Origin of the sequence: Cobetia sp. 5-25-4-2 (genome assembly GCF_013374075.1) — a bacterium.
Classification (GTDB): Bacteria; Pseudomonadota; Gammaproteobacteria; order Pseudomonadales; family Halomonadaceae; genus Cobetia; species Cobetia marina.
Map to the genome: position 1 here is coordinate 1,014,050 of NZ_BLWK01000001.1, position 18,794 is coordinate 1,032,843.

Sequence of the window (18,794 nt, forward strand, 5' to 3'; positions counted from 1 at the left end):
TCGCCAGGATGACCTCGAGCCGGACACAGGCGTGAAAGCGACTCCCACCACGGCTCATCAGGGCTTCGTGATGACGCGACACTGGCGGGATACGTCGGAAGGTGTCGTGATCAGCGTCTGGATTCGCACCGAGGATGGCGGGATGCGAGTCCAGACCCAGCCCCAGGAGGTGGTCGCTTTCCTGCCAGCTGAACAGCAGGTGCTGGCGCAGACTCTGGTCCGCTTCCAGCCCGGGGCCGAGCTGCGCCCGTTGACACTGGAAGACTTTCATCATCGTCCGGTGGTGGGGCTTTACTGTCGCGAATACCGCACGTTGGGGCAGCTGGCACGTCGTTTGAAAGCGATCAGTGTCGACGTCTATGAGGCGGATGTCCGTCCGCCTGATCGCTATCTGATGGAGCGTTTCATCACGGCGGGCGTCACGGCGCGTGGTGAGCGTCACGCCGATGGCAGTCTGCACAATGCACGCCTCATGCCGCTTGACGGCTACCGTCCTCCCCTGCGCTGGGCATCGCTGGACATCGAGACCGATGCCCGGGGCAACCTGTATTCCATCGCGCTTGAAGGCTGCGGCCAGCGTCAGGTCTACATGCTGGGCCCGGCGAACGGTGAGACGACTGCCCGATGCGACTTCGGGCTCGAGTATCGGGACAGCCGGCGTGAATTGCTGCAGTGCCTGATCGACTGGGTGGCACGCCACGATCCGGACGTCATCATCGGCTGGAATGTCATCCAGTTCGATCTGCGCATGTTGGTGCGGCTCTCGGAGGCCGAGAATCTGCCTCTGCGCCTGGGGCGCGATGGCAGCACGATGCAGTGGCGAGCGCATTCGCGTCAGGCGGAGCATTATTTCGCCGAGATTCCCGGCCGGTGGGTGGTGGACGGCATCGAGGCGCTCAAGTCGGCCTTCTGGCATTTCGAGTCGTTCAGCCTCGAGAATGTCTCGCGTGAGCTGTTGCAGGAAGGCAAGGCCATCGATGATCCCTATTCCCGTCTGGACGAGATCCTGCGCATGTTCGCCGAGGACAAGCCGTCGCTGGCGCGCTACAACCTCAAGGATTGCGAGCTGGTCACGCGTATCTTCGAGCAGACGCGGCTGATGGAATTTCTGCTGGCGCGGGCCAGTGTCACCGGACTTGAAGCCGACCGCAGCGGTGGCTCGGTGGCGGCCTTCACCCACCTTTATCTGCCGCGCCTGCATCGCCTCGGCAAGGTCGCGCCCAATCTGGGAGATGTGGTGGGGGAGGACAGTCCCGGCGGCTTCGTGATGGACTCCCAGCCCGGACTCTACGACTCGGTACTGGTGCTGGATTTCAAGAGCCTGTATCCCTCCATCATCCGGACCTTCCTGATCGATCCGCTGGGGCTCATCGAAGGGTTGCGTGAGTCGGATGATGTGTCGTTGGGCCAAAGCGTCCCGGGGTTTCTCGGTGCGCGGTTCTCGCGTGACAAGCATTGTCTGCCCGCCATCGTCGCGGAGATATGGCAGGCGCGGGACGCCGCCCGGGCGGCAGGCGATGTGCCGCTGACGCAAGCGCTCAAGATCATCATGAACGCCTTCTATGGCGTGCTGGGCTCACGCGGTTGCCGATTCTTCGACCCGCGTCTGGCCTCCTCGATCACACGGCGTGGCCATCAGATCATCCAGCAGACGGTGGCGTTGATCGAAGCACGCGGCTACACCGTGATCTACGGTGACACCGACTCCACCTTCGTCTGGCTTGGCGAGGCGCACACGGAGGAGGAGGCCGGTGAGATCGGCCGTGAACTGGCCGCCCATGTCACCGCCTGGTGGCAGCGACATCTCAAGGACAGTCTGGGGCTCGACAGTGCTCTGGAGCTCCAGTTCGAGACCCATTATCAGCGTTTTCTGATGCCCACCATCCGGGGAGCAGAGGAGGGCAGCAAGAAGCGCTATGCAGGCCTCCGGCAGACGGGGGAGGAAGGTGGGAGCGAGCTGGTGTTCAAGGGGCTCGAGTCCGTGCGCTCCGACTGGACGCCGCTGGCCAAGGTATTCCAGCAAGGCCTGTACCGTCGCATCTTCGAGGGAAGCCCCTACCAGGAGTATCTCAAGCGCTACGTGCAGGAGTCTCTGCAGCGCCATGCTCAAGGGACTGACAGCCACTCTGACGTGGATGCGCTGATCTATCGCAAGCGCCTGCGGCGACGTCTGGATGACTATCAGCGCAACGTGCCCCCGCATGTGCGGGCAGCGCGTCTGGCGGATGACGAGAATCGTAGGCGCGGCCTGCCGTTGCGTTACCAGCGTGGCGGCTGGATTCGCTACGTGATGACCACTGCCGGGCCGGAGCCTGTCGAGTACCTGCGCTCTCCCATCGATGTGGAGCATTATCTGAGTCGTCAGCTCAAGCCCGTTGCCGATGGCATTCTTCCGTTCGTGAAGGATGATTTCGATCGTCTGTTGGATCGCCAGATGACGCTATGGTGAGATTCACGGCCACTTGAGTGGCCCGTGACCGCCGAGCGCCATGAGCGGGGGCGGTCCTCGCGGGGACAGGTGCAGAGAGCAGGATCGCGCGACGGCACCTACCGCTGTCATTTCGTAGTGATAATATTTCTCATTATTTCTTGCATTAAAGTATGCGCGCCGTAAGATTCCTGTCGGCGCAGTCACATGAGCTGCGTCGCCGCCTTCTGGTGGCGGTCTGATTGCCATGGTGCCCGGGAGCAGGTGTGACGTTACTGAAAGTGGTTCTTGCCCATTATCGCTGGTCCTTTCTTGGTGTGATCTTTCTGAGCCTTGTCAGTGCAGGGCTGGGAATCGGTGTCATTGCCTATATCAACCAGCGACTCATCGCGCATTCTGCCACCGTCCCCCTGGACGAGGGGCTTGCGGCCCATGTCGGGGTGCTTCCGGAGTTTCTCGGACTGATTCTGCTGTTGTTGGCGATCACGCTGGGGGCACAACTGGCGTTGACGACGCTGGGGCATCATTTCGTGCACGGACTGCGCGGGCGTCTGGTCAAGCAGATCCTCGATACCGATATCGAGCGGCTCGAGCAGCTCGGCAGTGCCAATCTGCTGGCGAGTCTGTCGAGTGACATCCGCAACATCACCCTGGCGTTCGTGCGCCTGCCGGAACTGGTGCAGGGCATCGTGCTGACTCTGGGGGCCGTGTTCTATCTTGGCTGGCTATCCCCCGGCATGATGCTGGTCACCGCCATCTGGGTGACCTTGACCATCATGGGGGGCAGCTGGCTGGTCACGCGAGTCTATCGCCACCTGGCCGAGGTGCGTGAAGCGGAGAGTCGCCTTTACGCCGACTATGAGGCGGTCATCGATGGGCGCAAGGAGCTGGCGCTCAATCGACCCCGTGCGCGTGACTATTTCGACACCCGCTATAGCGTTAATGCCCGTGAGTATCGCCATCACGTCGTGCGCGCGGATACCTACCACCTGAGCGCCGTCAACTTCTCCAACATCATGATGCTGGGCGCCATCGGCATCGTCTTCTATCTGGCCAATGGCCTGGGCTGGGCCAGCGGTGAGGTCGCCGCGACCTTTTCCCTGACGCTGCTGTTTCTGCGCACGCCCTTGATCCAGGCCGTGGGGGCATTGCCGACTCTGCTGGGGGCGGATGTGGCCTTTGCCAAACTGCGCAAGCTGGCATTGGCACCGGTCAACGCCGACTTCGCGTCTCCTCAAGATGCACCGCCGCAGGGACATGCGTCAGCCGCAGACACGTCGGCCGGGTCTGACTGGCAGACCCTGAGTCTGCAGGGTGTCTGTTTCCGCTACGCCGGCCGCGAGACCCTGGGACAGGACATTGCGCACAACGACGCGCAGCCCTTCTGCGTCGGCCCGCTGGATCTTACCCTCAGGCGTGGAGAGCTGGTCTTCCTGATCGGTGGCAATGGCAGCGGCAAGTCGACCCTGGCCAAACTCTTGACCGGCCTCTATCGGCCGACATCAGGCTCCCTTCTGCGGGACGGGCACCCGATAGGAGAAGACGAGCGGGAAGCCTGGCGTCAGCAGTTCTCGGCGGTCTTCACTGATTTCCATCAGTTCGATCGCCTGCTGGGTCCGACCGGTGAGCCGGCAGATCCGGCATTGATCGCACAGTGGATCGACTACCTGCAGATGCGCGAGAAGCTGGTGCTCGAGGAGAACCGTGTGATCAACACCGAGCTGTCTCAAGGGCAGCGCAAGCGACTGGCGCTGTTGATGGCCGTGGCAGAGCGTCGCGACATCGTGTTGCTGGATGAATGGGCGGCAGATCAGGACCCGCAGTTCCGCCGTATCTTCTATCGCGATCTGTTGCCGCGTCTGCGCGAGATGGGCAAGACGGTCTTCGCCATCAGTCACGATGATCATTATTTCGCGCAGGCAGACAGGTTGTTCGAGATGCGCGCCGGCACGTTGCAGGAGTTGTCGGGCGCCCAGCGTGATCGCATCAGCCAGGATGCCGTCGCGCGTCTGGATGAGGCCTGAAACAACCCGTTCGGGCTGGCGGCGGGGGCGGCCGCGGGATGCCGCGGTCGCTCATTTCCCCCGACATCACCAGACAGGCAGTGGCAGGACGTGAGCCCCGGAGGCGGTCTCATGTGATGTATCAGGGATGATGCCCGGCTGCAGCGTGAATCGCCCCTCGGGGTGCTGCAGTCGGTCAGACGCGCCATTTTCGGGATTGCATGCTGGTGCATGCAGAACGGTGTGTCACCACGGTTCACATTAGATGAATACGAATCATCCTGATTCCATTCCGTATTCGCCATGAGCGTGCCAGTGAGAGACGCCACGAGACGGAAGGGGAGATTGACCACAAAACGATCGTTGCAAGGGAACACGACATGTCCAGACATCCAACATCACGGCAGACACCTGTCCGGCCGGCACTCGCCCCTCTGTCGCATGCCATACGGCTCTGTATCGCGGCGGGACTCCTGTCACAGTCGGCCAGCGCGCTGGCCGCCGAGACCGATGACACCATGGTCGTGGTCGGCACGGCACTGAAAGTCGATGCGCCACTGGTGGAGACGCCGCGTCCGGTCTCGACGGTCAATCGCGAAGAGCTCGACACGCGCAACGTCCAGCAGCTCGATGAAACCTTCCGTTACCGTGCCGGCGTCCTGTCTGGCCATTATGGGTCCGACAACAATACCGACTGGTTCAAGGTGCGTGGCTTTGATCAATCCACCTATCAGGATGGCCTGCGCATCTACCGTGAAGGCTTCTATCAGTGGTTGCCGGAGACCTGGGGGCTGGAGCGGGTCGATCTGTTCAAGGGGCCTTCCTCCATCCTCTATGGTGAGGCGCCTCCCGGCGGGTTGATCAACGCCATCAGCAAGCGCCCCACCGATGAGCCGCAGAGCGAGATTCAGATTCAGGTCGGCAATCGCGGTCTGCGCCAGACGGGGCTTGATACCAGTGGGTATCTGAGCGAGTACGGGGATGTGCGCTATCGTCTGGTCGGGCTGTATCGCGAACGTGATGGGGATCTGGATCATACCGAGAACGAGCGCTACTACTTCGCGCCGAGTCTGACCTGGGACATCTCGGAGGCAACCCAGCTGACGCTGCTCGCCAGCCTCCAGAAGGATGATGGCGTCCCCACCAATGCCTTCAAGCTGGCCTATGGCACCCATGATGATACGCCGTTCGGCAAGGTGGACCCGCAGACCAACTACAGCGAACCGGGGTATGACAAGGATGAGCGTACCCAGACCTCCCTGGGCTATGAGCTGAGCCACCAGCTGAACGACACCTGGGCGCTGGAGCAGGATTTCCGCTATAGCCAGCTGGATCTCGACCTGATCAGCAGCTACATCCTCTATCAGTCCTCGGCGCGCGAAGGACAGCGGGGGCTGCTGTACCGCGAGGGCACCATCGACAGCTATACCGTCGACAATCGGGCCATCGGCAAGTGGTATGGCGAGCGCACCGAGAACACCTTGCTGCTGGGCGTGGATTATCAGAATCTGAGCCTGTCGGGCAAGGAAGCGGATGACTATGCCTTCGGCGATCCGATCGATCTGTTTGACCCGCAATACGGCAATTACACCGCCTTGAGCGATGACCAGGTCACGCGGCGCGATATCGACAAGGAGCAGATCGGCCTCTACGTGCAGGATCAGCTGCGCATCGACGACAAGTGGGTACTGCTGGCGGGGGTGCGCTACGACCAGGCCGAGACCGAGAACGTCAATCAGACGACGGGATCACGTGAGCGCTCCGATGATGACGAGATCAGCTGGTCGGGCGGGGTGATGTACCTGAGTGACTTCGGTCTCAACCCCTATCTGAGCTATACCGAATCCTTCGAGCCGATCAGCGCGACCGATGATCGCGGTTCGCTCTATGAGCCTCGCGAAGGTCGCCAGTGGGAGCTGGGCGCCAAGTATCAGCCCGCCGGCTGGGACGGCTACGTGACGGCGGCTGTCTTTGACCTCACCGAAGACAATACGCTGGTCACCACCGGCGGAATCCAGGTGCAGGAGGGCGAGCGTCAGTCGCGTGGCTTCGAGCTGGAAATGGTCGGTTATCTGACGGACCATCTCAAGCTGACCTCGGCGTATACCTATACCGATGCGCGTCTGGAAGACGATGTGCGTGCCCCGTTGATACCGCGCCATCAGGCCTCCAGCTGGCTGGATTACGCCTTCGAGCGTGGTGCCCTGGAGGGGCTGCGTCTTGGGGCGGGTGCCCGTTATGTCGGTGAATCGGTGGATGGGGATACCACCGTGTCCGACTATCTGCTGTTCGATGCGATGGTCGGCTATGACTTCACCCGCGAGCTGAGCGCTCAGGTCAATGTCAGCAACCTCACCGACAAGGAATATGTCGCCAGCTGCAGCTACTGGTGCTACTACGGGGAATCCCGCAGCATCATTGGCAGTCTGAGCTATCGCTTCTGATTCCTTGCGCCTTTGTATCATGTCCTTTTGAACGACAACGCCCCGCAGGCATCCGCCTGCGGGGCGTTGTCGTTTCCTGCCGCGTGCCACACTCTCGCCCGCGACCTGGAGCAGTGGTCATCCCGTGATGCGCCGTCTACATCAACGCCAGATGGTTGTCCCAGTGGGTATTGGCCAGGCGCACCGGCCCCAGCGCCGGCAGCCCGTCCTCATCGATCAGCAGCCATTCTCCGCGACCATTGCTGACCACGAACCCCGCGGGAGTCTCCTGAGTGGCCGGTACTGCCAGCGCCCCCGCACAGTCGGCGAAGTCCAGTGTCGTCTCAAGCTCGCCGGTCTCGAGGTTCCACAGCGTGATCAGGTTGCCCCTGGGGGCAGTGGCCACCGCCAGGTGGCCCTCGGGGGCGATGGCGATGCTCGCGATGTACTGCTTGAACTGAGGGACGTATTCCAGCGGTAGCGGCAATTCCTGCAAGGTCTCGCTGGCGGGGCGTTTCATCACCACCAGGGGGTGATGGTCCGAGGCAGGTCCCTGATACTGATACCCCGCGACGATGGTGCCATCGCGGCTGACATCCAGATGACGCAATGACAGCTGATGATGCGATGGTTCGCCTTGCCAGTGAATCTCGCCCGAGACGCGATCCAGCAGCGTCAGATTGGACTGCATCGACTCCAGATTGAGCTTCACGCGACCGGTCTCCGGGCGCGTGAGAATTCCGCCATTGGCGATGATCAGCTGCCGACCGTCCGGATGCAGACGGATCTCATGCGGGCCGATCCCGCCACTGGCAAACTCGCCAAGTCGCGCGAAATCGCGATGCATGTCGTAGATCCCGATACGGCCTTCCCCGGAGGTGATGGCGTTCTCGGTGGTGTAGAGCAGACCGCCATCCGGGCTGAACACGCCATGCCCATAGAAGTGGCGGTCCGGCGCGGCTTCGATGCGCGTGATCCGCTCACCGGTCTCGAGATCGAAGACATTGATTTCGGTGCCGGGGCGCCGGGCGAAGATCAGTGCCCACGGCTTGTGAGGATGGCGGGTGGCGCCATGGGCGCGTTCCTTGATGGGCTGACGCCAGCGTTCCTGTCCCTGGTAACTGGTACAGCTGGCAAAGTGCTGCCCCGTGTCATCGTCACAGGCCGAGATGGCCACCCCGGCTGGCACATGGCCTCGAGCACTGGCGGCATTGTTGCCACCGGCCAGTGCCGCGCCGCCGGGTAACCCCAGCAGCGGGGTGCAGGCCAATGCCTTGAGCAGTCGCCGGCGCTGACGTGCCTCCGTTGGATGGGTTTCCAGCATGCCATGTCCTGTCTTGCTCACGTGCTTCACTCCCGAATCAATCGCCATCGGTACTGTTGAAGCCCAGAGACAGCCCGAGTGCCGGGTTGAGGGTATCGGCAAAGCCTGCCTGCAGGGTCTCGAGGTGGATCATGGCCTGCTGCAGATCGCCATTGCGCGGGTCGTCGCGCAACATGCCAGCAAGATCCGCCGGCAGGGCGGCGAAGGCGTCACGCGCATCGGCAAAGTCTCCGGTGGTGGAGGCCACCATGCGCGGGTCGACCTGCTGATTCAGGTAGCCCTGAATGCCTGCGACCTCGTCATTGCCGAGCCAGAGCGTCTCCATCACCGCAAGCGTCGCCCCGATGTTGGCAAGTCCCATGCCGCCACGCCAGGACTCTGCCGCGTAGGGGTTGGCCGTGCCGCCGTTGTCGAGCCCGATCGGGCGGCGCAGCTTGCGGTCCTTGATGGCCTCAAGCTGCACGGTCATCGCGCGTACCAGGGAAAGCACGGCGTCACGTGGATCGCTGAAGGCGCCAGTGCCATCGGCCAGTTGTGGTGCGAACTGCTGCCACTCTTCGAGCAGCGTCTTGCCGGTGCTGGCGGCGTAGGCGGTGTTGGCCGTCATCAGCTCACACCGCCGCGTGTTGGCGGTGAGGGGCGAGTCGGCATAGCGGGCATCGAACAGTTGAAATTCCACACTGCCCAGCCCCTGCATGACGATGGATTGCTCCGCCAGGCCGTCGGCCGTGATCGGGGCATCGCCAGCGAGCAGGGCACGTGTCTTGCCTGACACCAGGTCCTTCTTGTCCGGCCAGAAATACAGCTGCCATTGGCGAGAATTCTGCAGGATGGGCCCCATCTCGACCCAGTTGACCTGATTCAGACCCAGCATGGCGCTGCGCCAATCCTCCTTGAGCGTCTCGAGCGTCACGTCACCCTCGGCGGAGCAGAACGCCTGGCTGTGCTGCGAGAGTTGCGCCAGGCGGTTGGCGAGCTGCTGGTGGGCTTCGCTCAAAGTGTCAGCGGCAAACTGGCTGACGGCGTCCGCGCTGGTGGTGTTGGCGCTAGAAGAGTCCGATGCCGCCAGTGTGCTCGTCGACAGCAGTGCGGTGCCCAGCAGGGTCATGGCGGAGGTCATCAGCGCCAGGGGCGAGGGCTTGCGCGTGAAAGGTTTCATCGGGATGGCAGCAGAGGTGAAGGTGTCACGGGACATGTCGCGGGATTCCTTGTCAGAACGGCACGCCAGGCGAAAGTCGGGGGCGTGCCAGAGTCGGCTGGCGGGTAGAGGCTGAGAGGAGATCAGAGCGATTCCAGGAAGCGCAGCAGCGCCTGCCGCTGGTCAGTCGGCAACGCCACGACCTTGTCTCGACTGGCCCTGGCTTCCCCGCCATGCCAGAGCACGGCTTCAAGCAGGGTGCGGGCGCGTCCATCATGCAGGAAGCCCGTCGCGGGATTGACCGTCTGCGCCAGGCCGATCCCCCAGAGTGGCGGTGTGCGCCACTCATTGCCGGTCGCCTCGAATTCGCGGCGATCATCTGACAGGCCATCGCCCATGTCATGCAGCAGCATGTCGCTGTAGGGCCAGATCGTCTGGTCAGCCAGTTGGGCGGCCACACCACCGGACGCGGTCGTCAGGCGTGGTCGGTGGCAGCTGGCGCATTCAAGCTCCCGGAACAGTTGCTCGCCTTCGCGCACCGTCGGGTCATCGAGGTCACGTCGTGTCGGCACGGCGAGATTGCGCGAATAGAACGCCACATTGTCCATGACGTTGTCTTCCACCTCGATGGTGCCCCCGTTGGGCAGGTCTGCGCATTTCTGGACCGGCGTGCAATCGGTGGAGCTGACCAGATTCGATGTCAGGCCCATGTCGCCGGCGAACGCCTTGGCGCTTTGCTGGCGAACGTCGGGTTGGCCGGCCTTCCAGCCAAAACGCCCCATGACCTCGTGCTGCTCGGTCAGTGACCAGACGGTATTGGCGCGACCGCTGATGCCATCGCCATCCGCATCCTGCGGGTCGGCCCACTCGAGCAAGGTCTCCTCGCTGACCGCCTCGAGCAGCCCGAGGCCTACCATGCCCGGGGCAAGGCGCGGTGAGAGTGCAATGGGGCCAGGGTCGCCGAAGCCAGCCTCGACCAGGGAATAGCGCGGTTTGCGCAGCAGAACGACCTCTCCATCCGCCAACGGGACGGGCATCTCTTCATGGACGACCTGCATGCGGCCTTCGCGCTCGATACCGGGCACCGCGGCATTCTGCAGCTGAGTGCCATAGACGGGGTGCGGCATCACTCCAGCGATGCGGCGGAATTCACGCTCCTCATCGCTCCAGCTGTCCTCGTGGCTGTCCGGCATGCCCAGGCGCAGGAAGAGGCCCACCGAGGGGTCGCCCTCGGCCGGCAGACTGCCGCGACCATCCTTGACGTGGCAGTTCTGGCAGGCATTGGTGTTGAACAGCGGGCCGAGGCCATCGCGAGCGGTGGTGCTGGCGGGCGCGATCACCCAGGGGCTCTTGAAGAAGCTGTTGCCGACGCTGAAGGACAGACGTTGATCGAAGCTCAGGTTCTTGGCCGGCAGGGAGTAGGCATTGGTATCGTGCTTGCGCACGCTGCCCTCGCCACCACTCTTCGCGGTGTCCTGCAGTGGCAATGCGGCCAGATAGGCGCTGACGGTCAGCGGTGTCTGGGCGGCCTGTGCCACGCCCTGGGGCAGGGCGGTCAGTGCGATGGCAAGCGACAACGCGTGAAGGGTCGGGTGTTTCGGGATGACGTGTGGCATCGATGTAGGTCCTGGCTTGCGCGGTCAGGCTGCGAGTCCATCAGTGGCCTTCGGGCAAGGCACTCTGAAGAATTAGCAGGCGCGCATAAAATGCTGGCACGAAAGCATCAACGCCCGAACCTGTACGAGACAGGTTCGGGCGAGGGGGCTGCGCGGCCATGGGCGGTTTCATCACCGCCCATGGCCTGGCAATCTCGGGTGAGTGCCTAGAATTCGTGATCTGCGGTATCGGCCTTCAGTCCGCTGATGCCGACGTCGTTGGCAATCTCTTCGATCAGGCGCGTCTGCGCGACCAGGTCTTCGATGCTGGCATTGATGATCTCGGCGCCCTCGACATTGCCCGGGGCGATCATCTGATCAAACTTCATGCCGTCTTCGGCGTCTGCCGTATCGACCATCACCTGCAGCTGGCCCATGGTGGTGTCCAGCGCCTCGTGCATCTTCTCGGCCAGCTCCGGGTCATTCTGGGCGACGAGCGCGTGCAATGACGGGCCTTCGAAGGTACGGCCATCCAGCGTCACGTACGTGCCTTCATAGACGTTCTGGATGCCCTTGGCATTGTAGAAGTGCGAGTAGTGGGTGTTGTCGGAGAAGCAGTCGTGCTCGTCCTCGAAGGAATTGGCTTCCAGCGCGACCTTCATGCGCTCACCGGCCAGCTCGCCCAGTGACAGGGAGCCCATGCCGAACAGCATCTTCTCGAGGCCTTCACCGGCCGGCAGGGAGGTCAGCTCGGCGCGATAGTTGTCCTTGTCGCCCTGTGCCCACTGGCCGACCATGTATTCCAGGTCATTGATCAGCAGGTCATTGGCCGCCAGCAGGTAGGCGCCACGGCGGTCACAGTTGCCGCCGGTGCAGTCCTCTCCCTTGGCATAGTCCGACGCCGGACGCTCGCCTGCGCCAGACTCGAAGCCATGCATGTCCTGGCCCCAGAGCAGGAATTCGATGGCGTGGTAGCCGCTGGCCACGTTGGCCTCGAATCCGCCCAGCTCGTTCAGGGAGGCCAGCAGCTCCGGGGTGATCTCGGTAGTGTCGATCTTGTCGGCACCGATCTGCACGCTGTCGTTGGCGATGATGTTGGCGCTGGCGCCCGGGTTGCCCAGTTCCGCCTGATAGCCGTCGCCTTCGACGTAGTCGATCAGGCCTTCATCCAGCGGCCAGGCATTCAGCTGACCTTCCCAGTCATCGACGATGGCATTGCCGAAGCGGAAGACTTCACTCTGCTGGTACGCCACGCGCGCCTGTTTCCAGGCAGTGCGAGCCGCGGCAAGCGTCGCCTCGGACGGGGCTTCGATCAGCGCGGCGTTGGCGGCGCGCAGGGCATTGGCGCTGGCCAGGGCATCGCTGTAGGTGGCATGGGCCACGTTGGCGTACTGGTCAACGACGGCTTCAGCGCTCACCTTGCGATCATCGTGTGCATGGCCTTCATGTGCCTGGGCGGCAGAGCCGATCAGTGCCACGGAGAGCGCGATGGCGGCAGCCAGCGGCTTGCGAGCGATAGGGCGGAAATGTGCGGACATGAGGTTCCCTTGAACAGTCTTTTATTATGCAGATCGCGTGACGCGATGTCGTGAAGGCTCGACGCGACGGTGACAGGTGTCATGTCGTGCTTAGTGTCGCGTGGCCCACCTCTGACGGAATCATATTGAGAACCTTTATTATTTGCAATCGTCCAGAGTCAGTCAGGCAACTCAGCAGTGCGTTCAGTGCAATGCAGGATGCCTGTCTTCTCGAGACTCGCCACATGAGGGACGAGGCCTCTGCTGCCTTGGTGGCGGGCGCGCCCTTGAGTGGCAAGCGGGATTGTCACGTCAGTCCTGCCGCCTGGATCAGGGCCCGCGTGTAGTCCTCCCTCGGATTGCCCAGTACCTCGGCAGTCGTCCCGCTCTCCACCAGCTTGCCTTCGCGCAACACCATCACGCGGTGGGCCAGGGCCCTCACCACGGCCAGATCATGACTGATGAACAGGTAGCTGAGGCCATGACGCGCCTGCAGATCGCGCAGCAGAGCGATGAGTTGCTTCTGGACGCTGCGATCCAGCGCCGAGGTGGGTTCATCCAGCACCAGCAGGTGAGGTTCGAGAATCAGGGCGCGGGCCAGCGAGATGCGTTGGCGTTGGCCGCCGGAGAACTCGTGAGGGTAGCGGTCGGCGCACTCGGCAGGCAGCTCGACCTCGCGCATGACCTGCGTCACGCGCTGGCGTACCTCGTCCTCTGAGAGCTCAGGCTGATGAAAGCGCAGGCCTTCACTGATGATGTCCGTGACGGGCATGCGCGGCGAGAGCGAGCCATAGGGGTCCTGGAAGACGATCTGCATCTGGCGTCGCTTGTGACGCAGGGCGTTGCGATCCAGCGTATCGATACGGGCATTCTCCAGACGAATCTCACCGCGTGCGGCCTGCAGCTTCAAGAGCGCCAGGGCGAGGGTGGTCTTGCCGGAGCCCGACTCGCCCACGATCCCGAGGGTCTCCCCGCGCGCGAGGGTCAGGTCCAGCGGCTGAAGCGCGATGAAATCCGCTGGACGTTTCTGGAACAGCTTGCGAGGACGCGAGAAGCGCACCTCCAGATCACGTGCTTCCAGAACGGGCGTACCCGCATCCTCAGTATCGAGTGGCGCGGCCACCCCTTCAGGCTCGGCGGCCAGCAGTTCGCGGGTATACGGGTGGCTGGGAGAATCGAAGACCTCTGACACCGGCCCTTGCTCGATGCATTCGCCTTCCCGCATCACGATGACGCGGTCTGCATGGCGGCGGACCAGATTGAGGTCATGGCTGATCAGGATCATGGCCATGCCCTGGTCTCGCCGCAGCCTGTCGAGCAGAGCGAGGATGTCCTGCTGCACCGTGACGTCCAGCGCCGTGGTGGGCTCGTCGGCGATCATCAAAGGCGGCTGATTGGCCATCGCCATGGCGATCATCACGCGTTGGCGCTGACCGCCAGAGAGCTGATGCGGCCAGGCCTCGAGGAGTTCTTCCGGGCGAGGCAGCTGAACCTGCTTGAGCAGCTCGATCACTCGCTGGCGTGCCGCATGGCCACGCAGGCCCTGATGCAGCCGCAGGCTCTCGCTGATCTGGTCGCCGACTCGGGCCAGGGGGTTGAGGGATGTCATCGGTTCCTGGAACACGAAGCCGATCCGGTTGCCGCGCACGCATTGCCATTGGCGGCTCGTCAGGGCTGACAGATCCAGCCTCTCTCCCTCGAGCGTGGTGAACTCCCGCGTGCCGGTGACATGGGCATGCCCCGGCAGCAGGCCGAGACTTGCCAGCAGGCTCACTGACTTGCCCGAGCCGGATTCGCCGACGATGGCCAGACATTCGCCGCGTTTCACGTCCAGCGACAGATGCCTGACGACAGGTGTCTTGCCAAAGCGGATGCAGAGATCGTCCAGCCGCAGCACGCAGTGATCCCGGGGGCGCGGCTCGGCGTTGGCTGCTGTCGTGGCTTCATGCATTGACTGACTCATGCGTCCTGCTCCCGGGCACTGATATGACGTGGGTCGAAGGCATCGCGCAGCCCTTCACCGATGAAGACCAGCAGGGTCAGCATGATGCCGAGACTGAGAAATGCCGTCATGCCAAGCCAGGGGGCCTGGAGATTGTTCTTGCCCTGCGCGACCAGTTCGCCCAGCGACGGGGAGCCTGCCGGCAACCCGAAGCCCAGGAAGTCCAGCGCGGTCAGGGTCGTGATGGCGCCCGTGAACAGGAAGGGGATGAAGGTCAGGGTGGCGACCATCGCATTGGGCAGTACATGACGCCACATGATGAGACGTGAGGGCAGGCCCATGGCGCGGGCCGCGCGCACATACTCCAGATTTCGCGCACGCAGGAATTCTGCGCGCACGATATCGACGATCCCCAGCCACGAGAACAGCAGCATGATGCCGGTCAGCCACCAGAGATTGGGTTCCACGATGCTGGCCAGGATGATCAACAGGAACAGCACCGGCAGTCCAGACCAGATCTCGATCAAGCGCTGCCCGATCAGATCGACCTTGCCGCCGAAATAGCCCTGAACGCCACCGATCAGCACGCCCAGCACGATGGAACCGGCGGTTAGCACCAGAGCGAAGAGGACCGACAGGCGGAAGCCGTAGATCACGCGCGCCAGCACGTCTCGTCCCTGGTCATCCGTGCCCAGCCAATGACGGGCATTGGGAGCCGAAGGCGCGGGAGACCCCAGGTTGAGATCCAGGGTGTCATAGGAATACGGGATCAGGGTGTTGAGCATGAAGCCCTGCGCCGCGATGGCGTCGATCACATAGGGGTCGCGATAATCCGTGGCGGTCGGCAGGAAGCCGCCGAAGGTCGTTTCCGGATACTCCTTGAGCATCGGCAGGTAGAGCTCGTCCTGATAGGAGACCAGCAGTGGGCGGTCATTGGCGATCAGTTCCGCCCCGAGCGACAGAACGAACAGCACGCCGAAGATCAGCAGTGACCACCAGGCGCGCCGGTTGTCACGAAACGCCGTGACACGCCGCCGCGTGATGGGCGACAGGCGCGAGCGGTGCAGGCGTTCCGGCACGTCCTGGACGACGTTGGTCTCCCCTTGAAGGGGTGTGTCGTGACGCATCTCAAGCCTCCCGGGTCGCGAAGTCGATGCGCGGGTCGATCCACACATACATCAGGTCTGATACCAGTTTCAGGATCAGGCCAATCAAGGTGTACAGGTACAGGGTGCCGAAGATCAGCGGATAGTCGCGCTGCAGTACCGCCTCGAAGCCCAGCAGGCCCAGGCCATCGAGAGAGAAGATGACCTCGATCAGCAGCGAGCCGGTGAAGAAGATGCCGACCAGCGCCGCCGGCAGCCCCGCGATGATGATCAGCATGGCGTTGCGGAAGACATGCCCGTAGAGAATGCGGTTCTCGCTGGCCCCCTTGGCGCGCGCCGTCAGCACGTACTGCTTGTGGATCTCATCCAGGAAGCTGTTCTTGGTCAGCATCGTCAGGGTGGCGAAGCTGCCGATGGCGGAGGCCAGCACGGGAAGGGCGATGTGATGGAAATAATCGAGGACCTTGCCAAGCGTCGAGAGCTCCTCGAAATCCGGGGAGGTCAGTCCCCTGAGCGGGAACCAGTCGAGATAGCTGCCGCCGGCGAACACCACGATCAACAGGATCGCGAACAGGAAGCCCGGAATCGCGTAGCCGACGATGACGACACCCGAGGTCCAGACATCGAAGCGTGAGCCATGCACCAGTGCCTTGCGAATGCCCAGTGGAATCGACACCAGATAGACCAGCAGCGTCGTCCACAGGCCCAGGGAAATCGAGACGGGGAGTCGCTCCAGCATCAGGTCGATCACCGGGCGGTCGCGGAAGAAGCTGTCGCCGAAATCGAACTGCGCGTAGTCGACCACCATGTCGCGGAAGCGCTCCCAGGCGGGCTTGTCGAAGCCGAATTGCTGCTCCAGCTCGGCGATCAGGGCCGGGTCGACTCCCGAGGCTCCGCGATAGGTGGAACTGGTGCCGGAGCCGCTGGTGACGCCATCGCCACCCCCACTGTTCAGCCGTGTGCTGGCCCCGGCGCTGAGGCCGTCAAGACGCGACATCAGCTGCTCGATGGGCCCGCCGGGAGCCGCCTGGACGATCAGGAAATTCAGCAACAGGATTCCAAGCAGTGTCGGAATCATCAACAGGACTCGGCGCAGAATATAGGCACCCAAGAGCAATCTCCCTGCGTGTCATGCGGCCGCCTTGTGCGGGGCGGTCCGGATGGCATCGTGTTCATTCATGGTTGAGCAATCGCCGGGGCGGGCCTTGCAGACGCCCCATGTCGGTCGTGCTGGCCAATGCCGAGGGATGCGCGGCAGTTGGCCAGCTTCACGCGAGTGTTTCAGTCGTCTGACTCGTCATCAGCCTCAGCCCCGGGGACGATCCACCAGCTGTCCAGGCTCAGCAGATACTCCGGGAACGGCTGCGGATAGCCGAACTTGTCCCACAGCGCGATGCGAGTCGCCGCGAGATGCCACTGCGGCACGACATGGAAGCCCCAGCGCAGCACGCGATCCAGTGCTCGTGTGGCGCTCAGCAGATCTTCGCGGGTCTGGGCCTGGATCAGGGCATCGGTGAGTGCATCGATGACCGGACTCTTCAGGCCGATCAGGTTGCGCGAGCCGGCGACATCGGCGTAGTCACTCGTCCAGTACTCGCGCTGTTCGCTGCCGGGGCTGTTGGACTGGGGGTAACTGCCGACCACGACATCGAAATCGAAGCTTCGCCGACGATTGATGTACTGGTTGACGTCGACGGTGCGGATACGCGCCTGGATGCCGATGCGTGCCAGATTGCGAATCCACGGCTGGATGACCCGTTCGAACTGGGTGTCGTAGTTGAGGACTTCCAGTGTCAGCGGCTTGCCCGTCTCGTGATTGACCAGCTGGCCATCCGCGACGCGATAGCCAGCGTCCCGAAGCAGGTTGAGTGCCTTGCGCAGCCGCGGGCGCAGTTCCGTGGGCTCATCGATGGGCAGCGGGTCGCGGAAGACGGCGGCGGGCAACTGGTCCTTGAACGGCTCAAGCAGGGCCAGTTCCCGTCCTTCAGGCAGGCCATTCGCGGCCATGTCCGAATTCTCGAAATAGCTGTGGGTCTGCTGGTAGGCGCCGTAGAAGAGATTGCGGTTGACCCAGTCGAAATCGAAGACCAGTGCCAGGGCTTCGCGTACCCGCGGGTCCTGGAAGCGCGCGCGGCGTTCATTGAGCACGAAGCCCTGCATGCCGGCAGGATTGCTGTCCGGCACCTCCAGCTTCTTCAGACGCCCGTCTCTGAGCGCAGGCGTGTCATAGGCCGTCGCCCAGTTCTTGGCGCTGCTCTCCACATGCAGGTCAATGCTGCCGGCCTTGAAGGCCTCCAGCGACACGCTCTGGTCGCGGTAATAGTCATAGACCAGTGTCTGGATGTTATGGCGTCCCTTGTTGACGGGCAGGTCCTTGCCCCAGTAATCCGCGACACGCTCATAGCGTACCTGGCGTCCGGCATCCAGCGAGGCCATGCGGTAAGGCCCTGAGCCAAGCGGCAGTTCCAGCGTGGCGCGGGTGAAATCACGTGTCTTCCAGTAATGCTCGGGCAGGACCGGCAGCTGACCGATGATCAAGGGCAGCTCGCGGGCGGCGTCAGGGGCCATGTCAAAGCGAACGGTATCGGTGTCGATCAGGCTGACGCGAGTGACATCGTGGTAGTAGCTCTTGAAGAAGGGCAGGCCATCCTTCATCAGCAGACGATAGGTGAAGACGACATCCTCGGCGGTGACGGGTTCCCCATCATGAAAGCGTGCGCGGGGATCGATATCGAATTCGATGGCACTGCGGTCTTCTGCCAGTCGGATCCCGCTGGCCAGCAGGCCATATTCAGTGAAGGGTTCATCGGCAGACTGGGTGAGCAGGGTGTCATAGATCAACCCGCCGAAATAATTGAGCCCTGCCACCGAGTTGCCCTTGAGGATGAAGGGGTTGGTGGAGTCGAAGCTGCCGATGGCGGCGCGAGTCATGCGTCCGCCGGTGGGGGCGTCAGGATTCACGTAGGGGAAGTGCGTGAAGCCTGCCGGATGTGCCGGTTCGCCATAGATGGCCAGTCCGTGCACGGTCGGCACGTCCAGGGGGGCCACGGGAGTCTTCTGATCAGTGGTCCGCGATGAGGATGCATGCGCCGGTGCAATGGCGGAGAGAATCAGAGCCCCGAGGCACAGTGCACGAAGTAGGCGTGCATGCCGAGGGATAAGAGAAGCAGCCTGCATCAAAGGACATCCTTGAATGGGGGATCATGGCGCGAAGGGCCAGGTGACAATGTCGGGCGGTACTGGTGGACACAAGGCCGGCAGGTCAACTCACTGCCAGGGGGTCCGCAAGCATCGACCTCGCCAAGAGTATCGAAGTTC

The 18,794-nt window shown here is 62.9% G+C and carries 11 protein-coding genes; 3 read left to right on the forward strand and 8 right to left on the reverse strand.

Going from position 1 to position 18,794, the window contains the following annotated elements; translation table 11 throughout:
• Positions 1–31: 31 nt before the first annotated feature.
• The 3 genes from HXS65_RS04400 to HXS65_RS04410 all read left to right on the forward strand — a co-directional run bounded on the left by HXS65_RS04400 (position 32) and on the right by HXS65_RS04410 (position 6,875).
• Complete coding sequence (locus tag HXS65_RS04400; RefSeq protein WP_255304415.1) at positions 32–2,449, forward strand: DNA polymerase II; 2,418 nt, start codon at positions 32–34, stop codon at positions 2,447–2,449.
• A 245-nt stretch (positions 2,450–2,694) separates the two neighbouring features.
• Positions 2,695–4,452, forward strand: a complete 1,758-nt coding sequence (locus tag HXS65_RS04405) for a multidrug ABC transporter permease/ATP-binding protein (protein ID WP_176493226.1) — start codon at positions 2,695–2,697, stop codon at positions 4,450–4,452.
• A gap of 359 nt (positions 4,453–4,811) precedes the next feature.
• On the forward strand, positions 4,812–6,875 hold the full coding sequence (locus tag HXS65_RS04410; protein WP_176493227.1) for a TonB-dependent siderophore receptor: 2,064 nt from the start codon (positions 4,812–4,814) through the stop codon (positions 6,873–6,875).
• A 136-nt stretch (positions 6,876–7,011) separates the two neighbouring features.
• Here HXS65_RS04410 and HXS65_RS04415 read toward each other — a convergent pair whose 3' ends face one another.
• From HXS65_RS04415 to HXS65_RS04450, 8 genes are all read right to left on the reverse strand, one after another.
• Positions 7,012–8,199, reverse strand: a complete 1,188-nt coding sequence (locus tag HXS65_RS04415; protein WP_176493228.1) for a DUF1513 domain-containing protein — start codon at positions 8,197–8,199, stop codon at positions 7,012–7,014.
• A gap of 16 nt (positions 8,200–8,215) precedes the next feature.
• Positions 8,216–9,373 carry an imelysin family protein gene (locus HXS65_RS04420; RefSeq protein ID WP_176493229.1) on the reverse strand — a complete coding sequence of 386 codons (1,158 nt, stop codon included), beginning with the start codon at positions 9,371–9,373 and terminating at the stop codon, positions 8,216–8,218.
• An 86-nt stretch (positions 9,374–9,459) separates the two neighbouring features.
• Positions 9,460–10,932 carry a di-heme oxidoredictase family protein gene (locus HXS65_RS04425; RefSeq protein ID WP_176493230.1) on the reverse strand — a complete coding sequence of 491 codons (1,473 nt, stop codon included), beginning with the start codon at positions 10,930–10,932 and terminating at the stop codon, positions 9,460–9,462.
• A gap of 206 nt (positions 10,933–11,138) precedes the next feature.
• Complete coding sequence (locus HXS65_RS04430) at positions 11,139–12,449, reverse strand: imelysin family protein (protein ID WP_176493231.1); 1,311 nt, start codon at positions 12,447–12,449, stop codon at positions 11,139–11,141.
• A 286-nt stretch (positions 12,450–12,735) separates the two neighbouring features.
• Positions 12,736–14,379, reverse strand: a complete 1,644-nt coding sequence (locus HXS65_RS04435) for an ABC transporter ATP-binding protein (protein ID WP_218015053.1) — start codon at positions 14,377–14,379, stop codon at positions 12,736–12,738.
• Between the two features lie 8 nt (positions 14,380–14,387).
• Entirely contained in the window at positions 14,388–15,497 is a 1,110-nt protein-coding gene (locus tag HXS65_RS04440) for an ABC transporter permease (RefSeq protein ID WP_136937888.1), read from the reverse strand.
• A gap of 1 nt (position 15,498) precedes the next feature.
• Positions 15,499–16,587 carry a microcin C ABC transporter permease YejB gene (locus HXS65_RS04445; protein WP_084208776.1) on the reverse strand — a complete coding sequence of 363 codons (1,089 nt, stop codon included), beginning with the start codon at positions 16,585–16,587 and terminating at the stop codon, positions 15,499–15,501.
• 170 nt (positions 16,588–16,757) lie between these two features.
• Positions 16,758–18,653 carry an extracellular solute-binding protein gene (locus HXS65_RS04450; RefSeq protein ID WP_176493233.1) on the reverse strand — a complete coding sequence of 632 codons (1,896 nt, stop codon included), beginning with the start codon at positions 18,651–18,653 and terminating at the stop codon, positions 16,758–16,760.
• Positions 18,654–18,794: the final 141 nt, after the last annotated feature.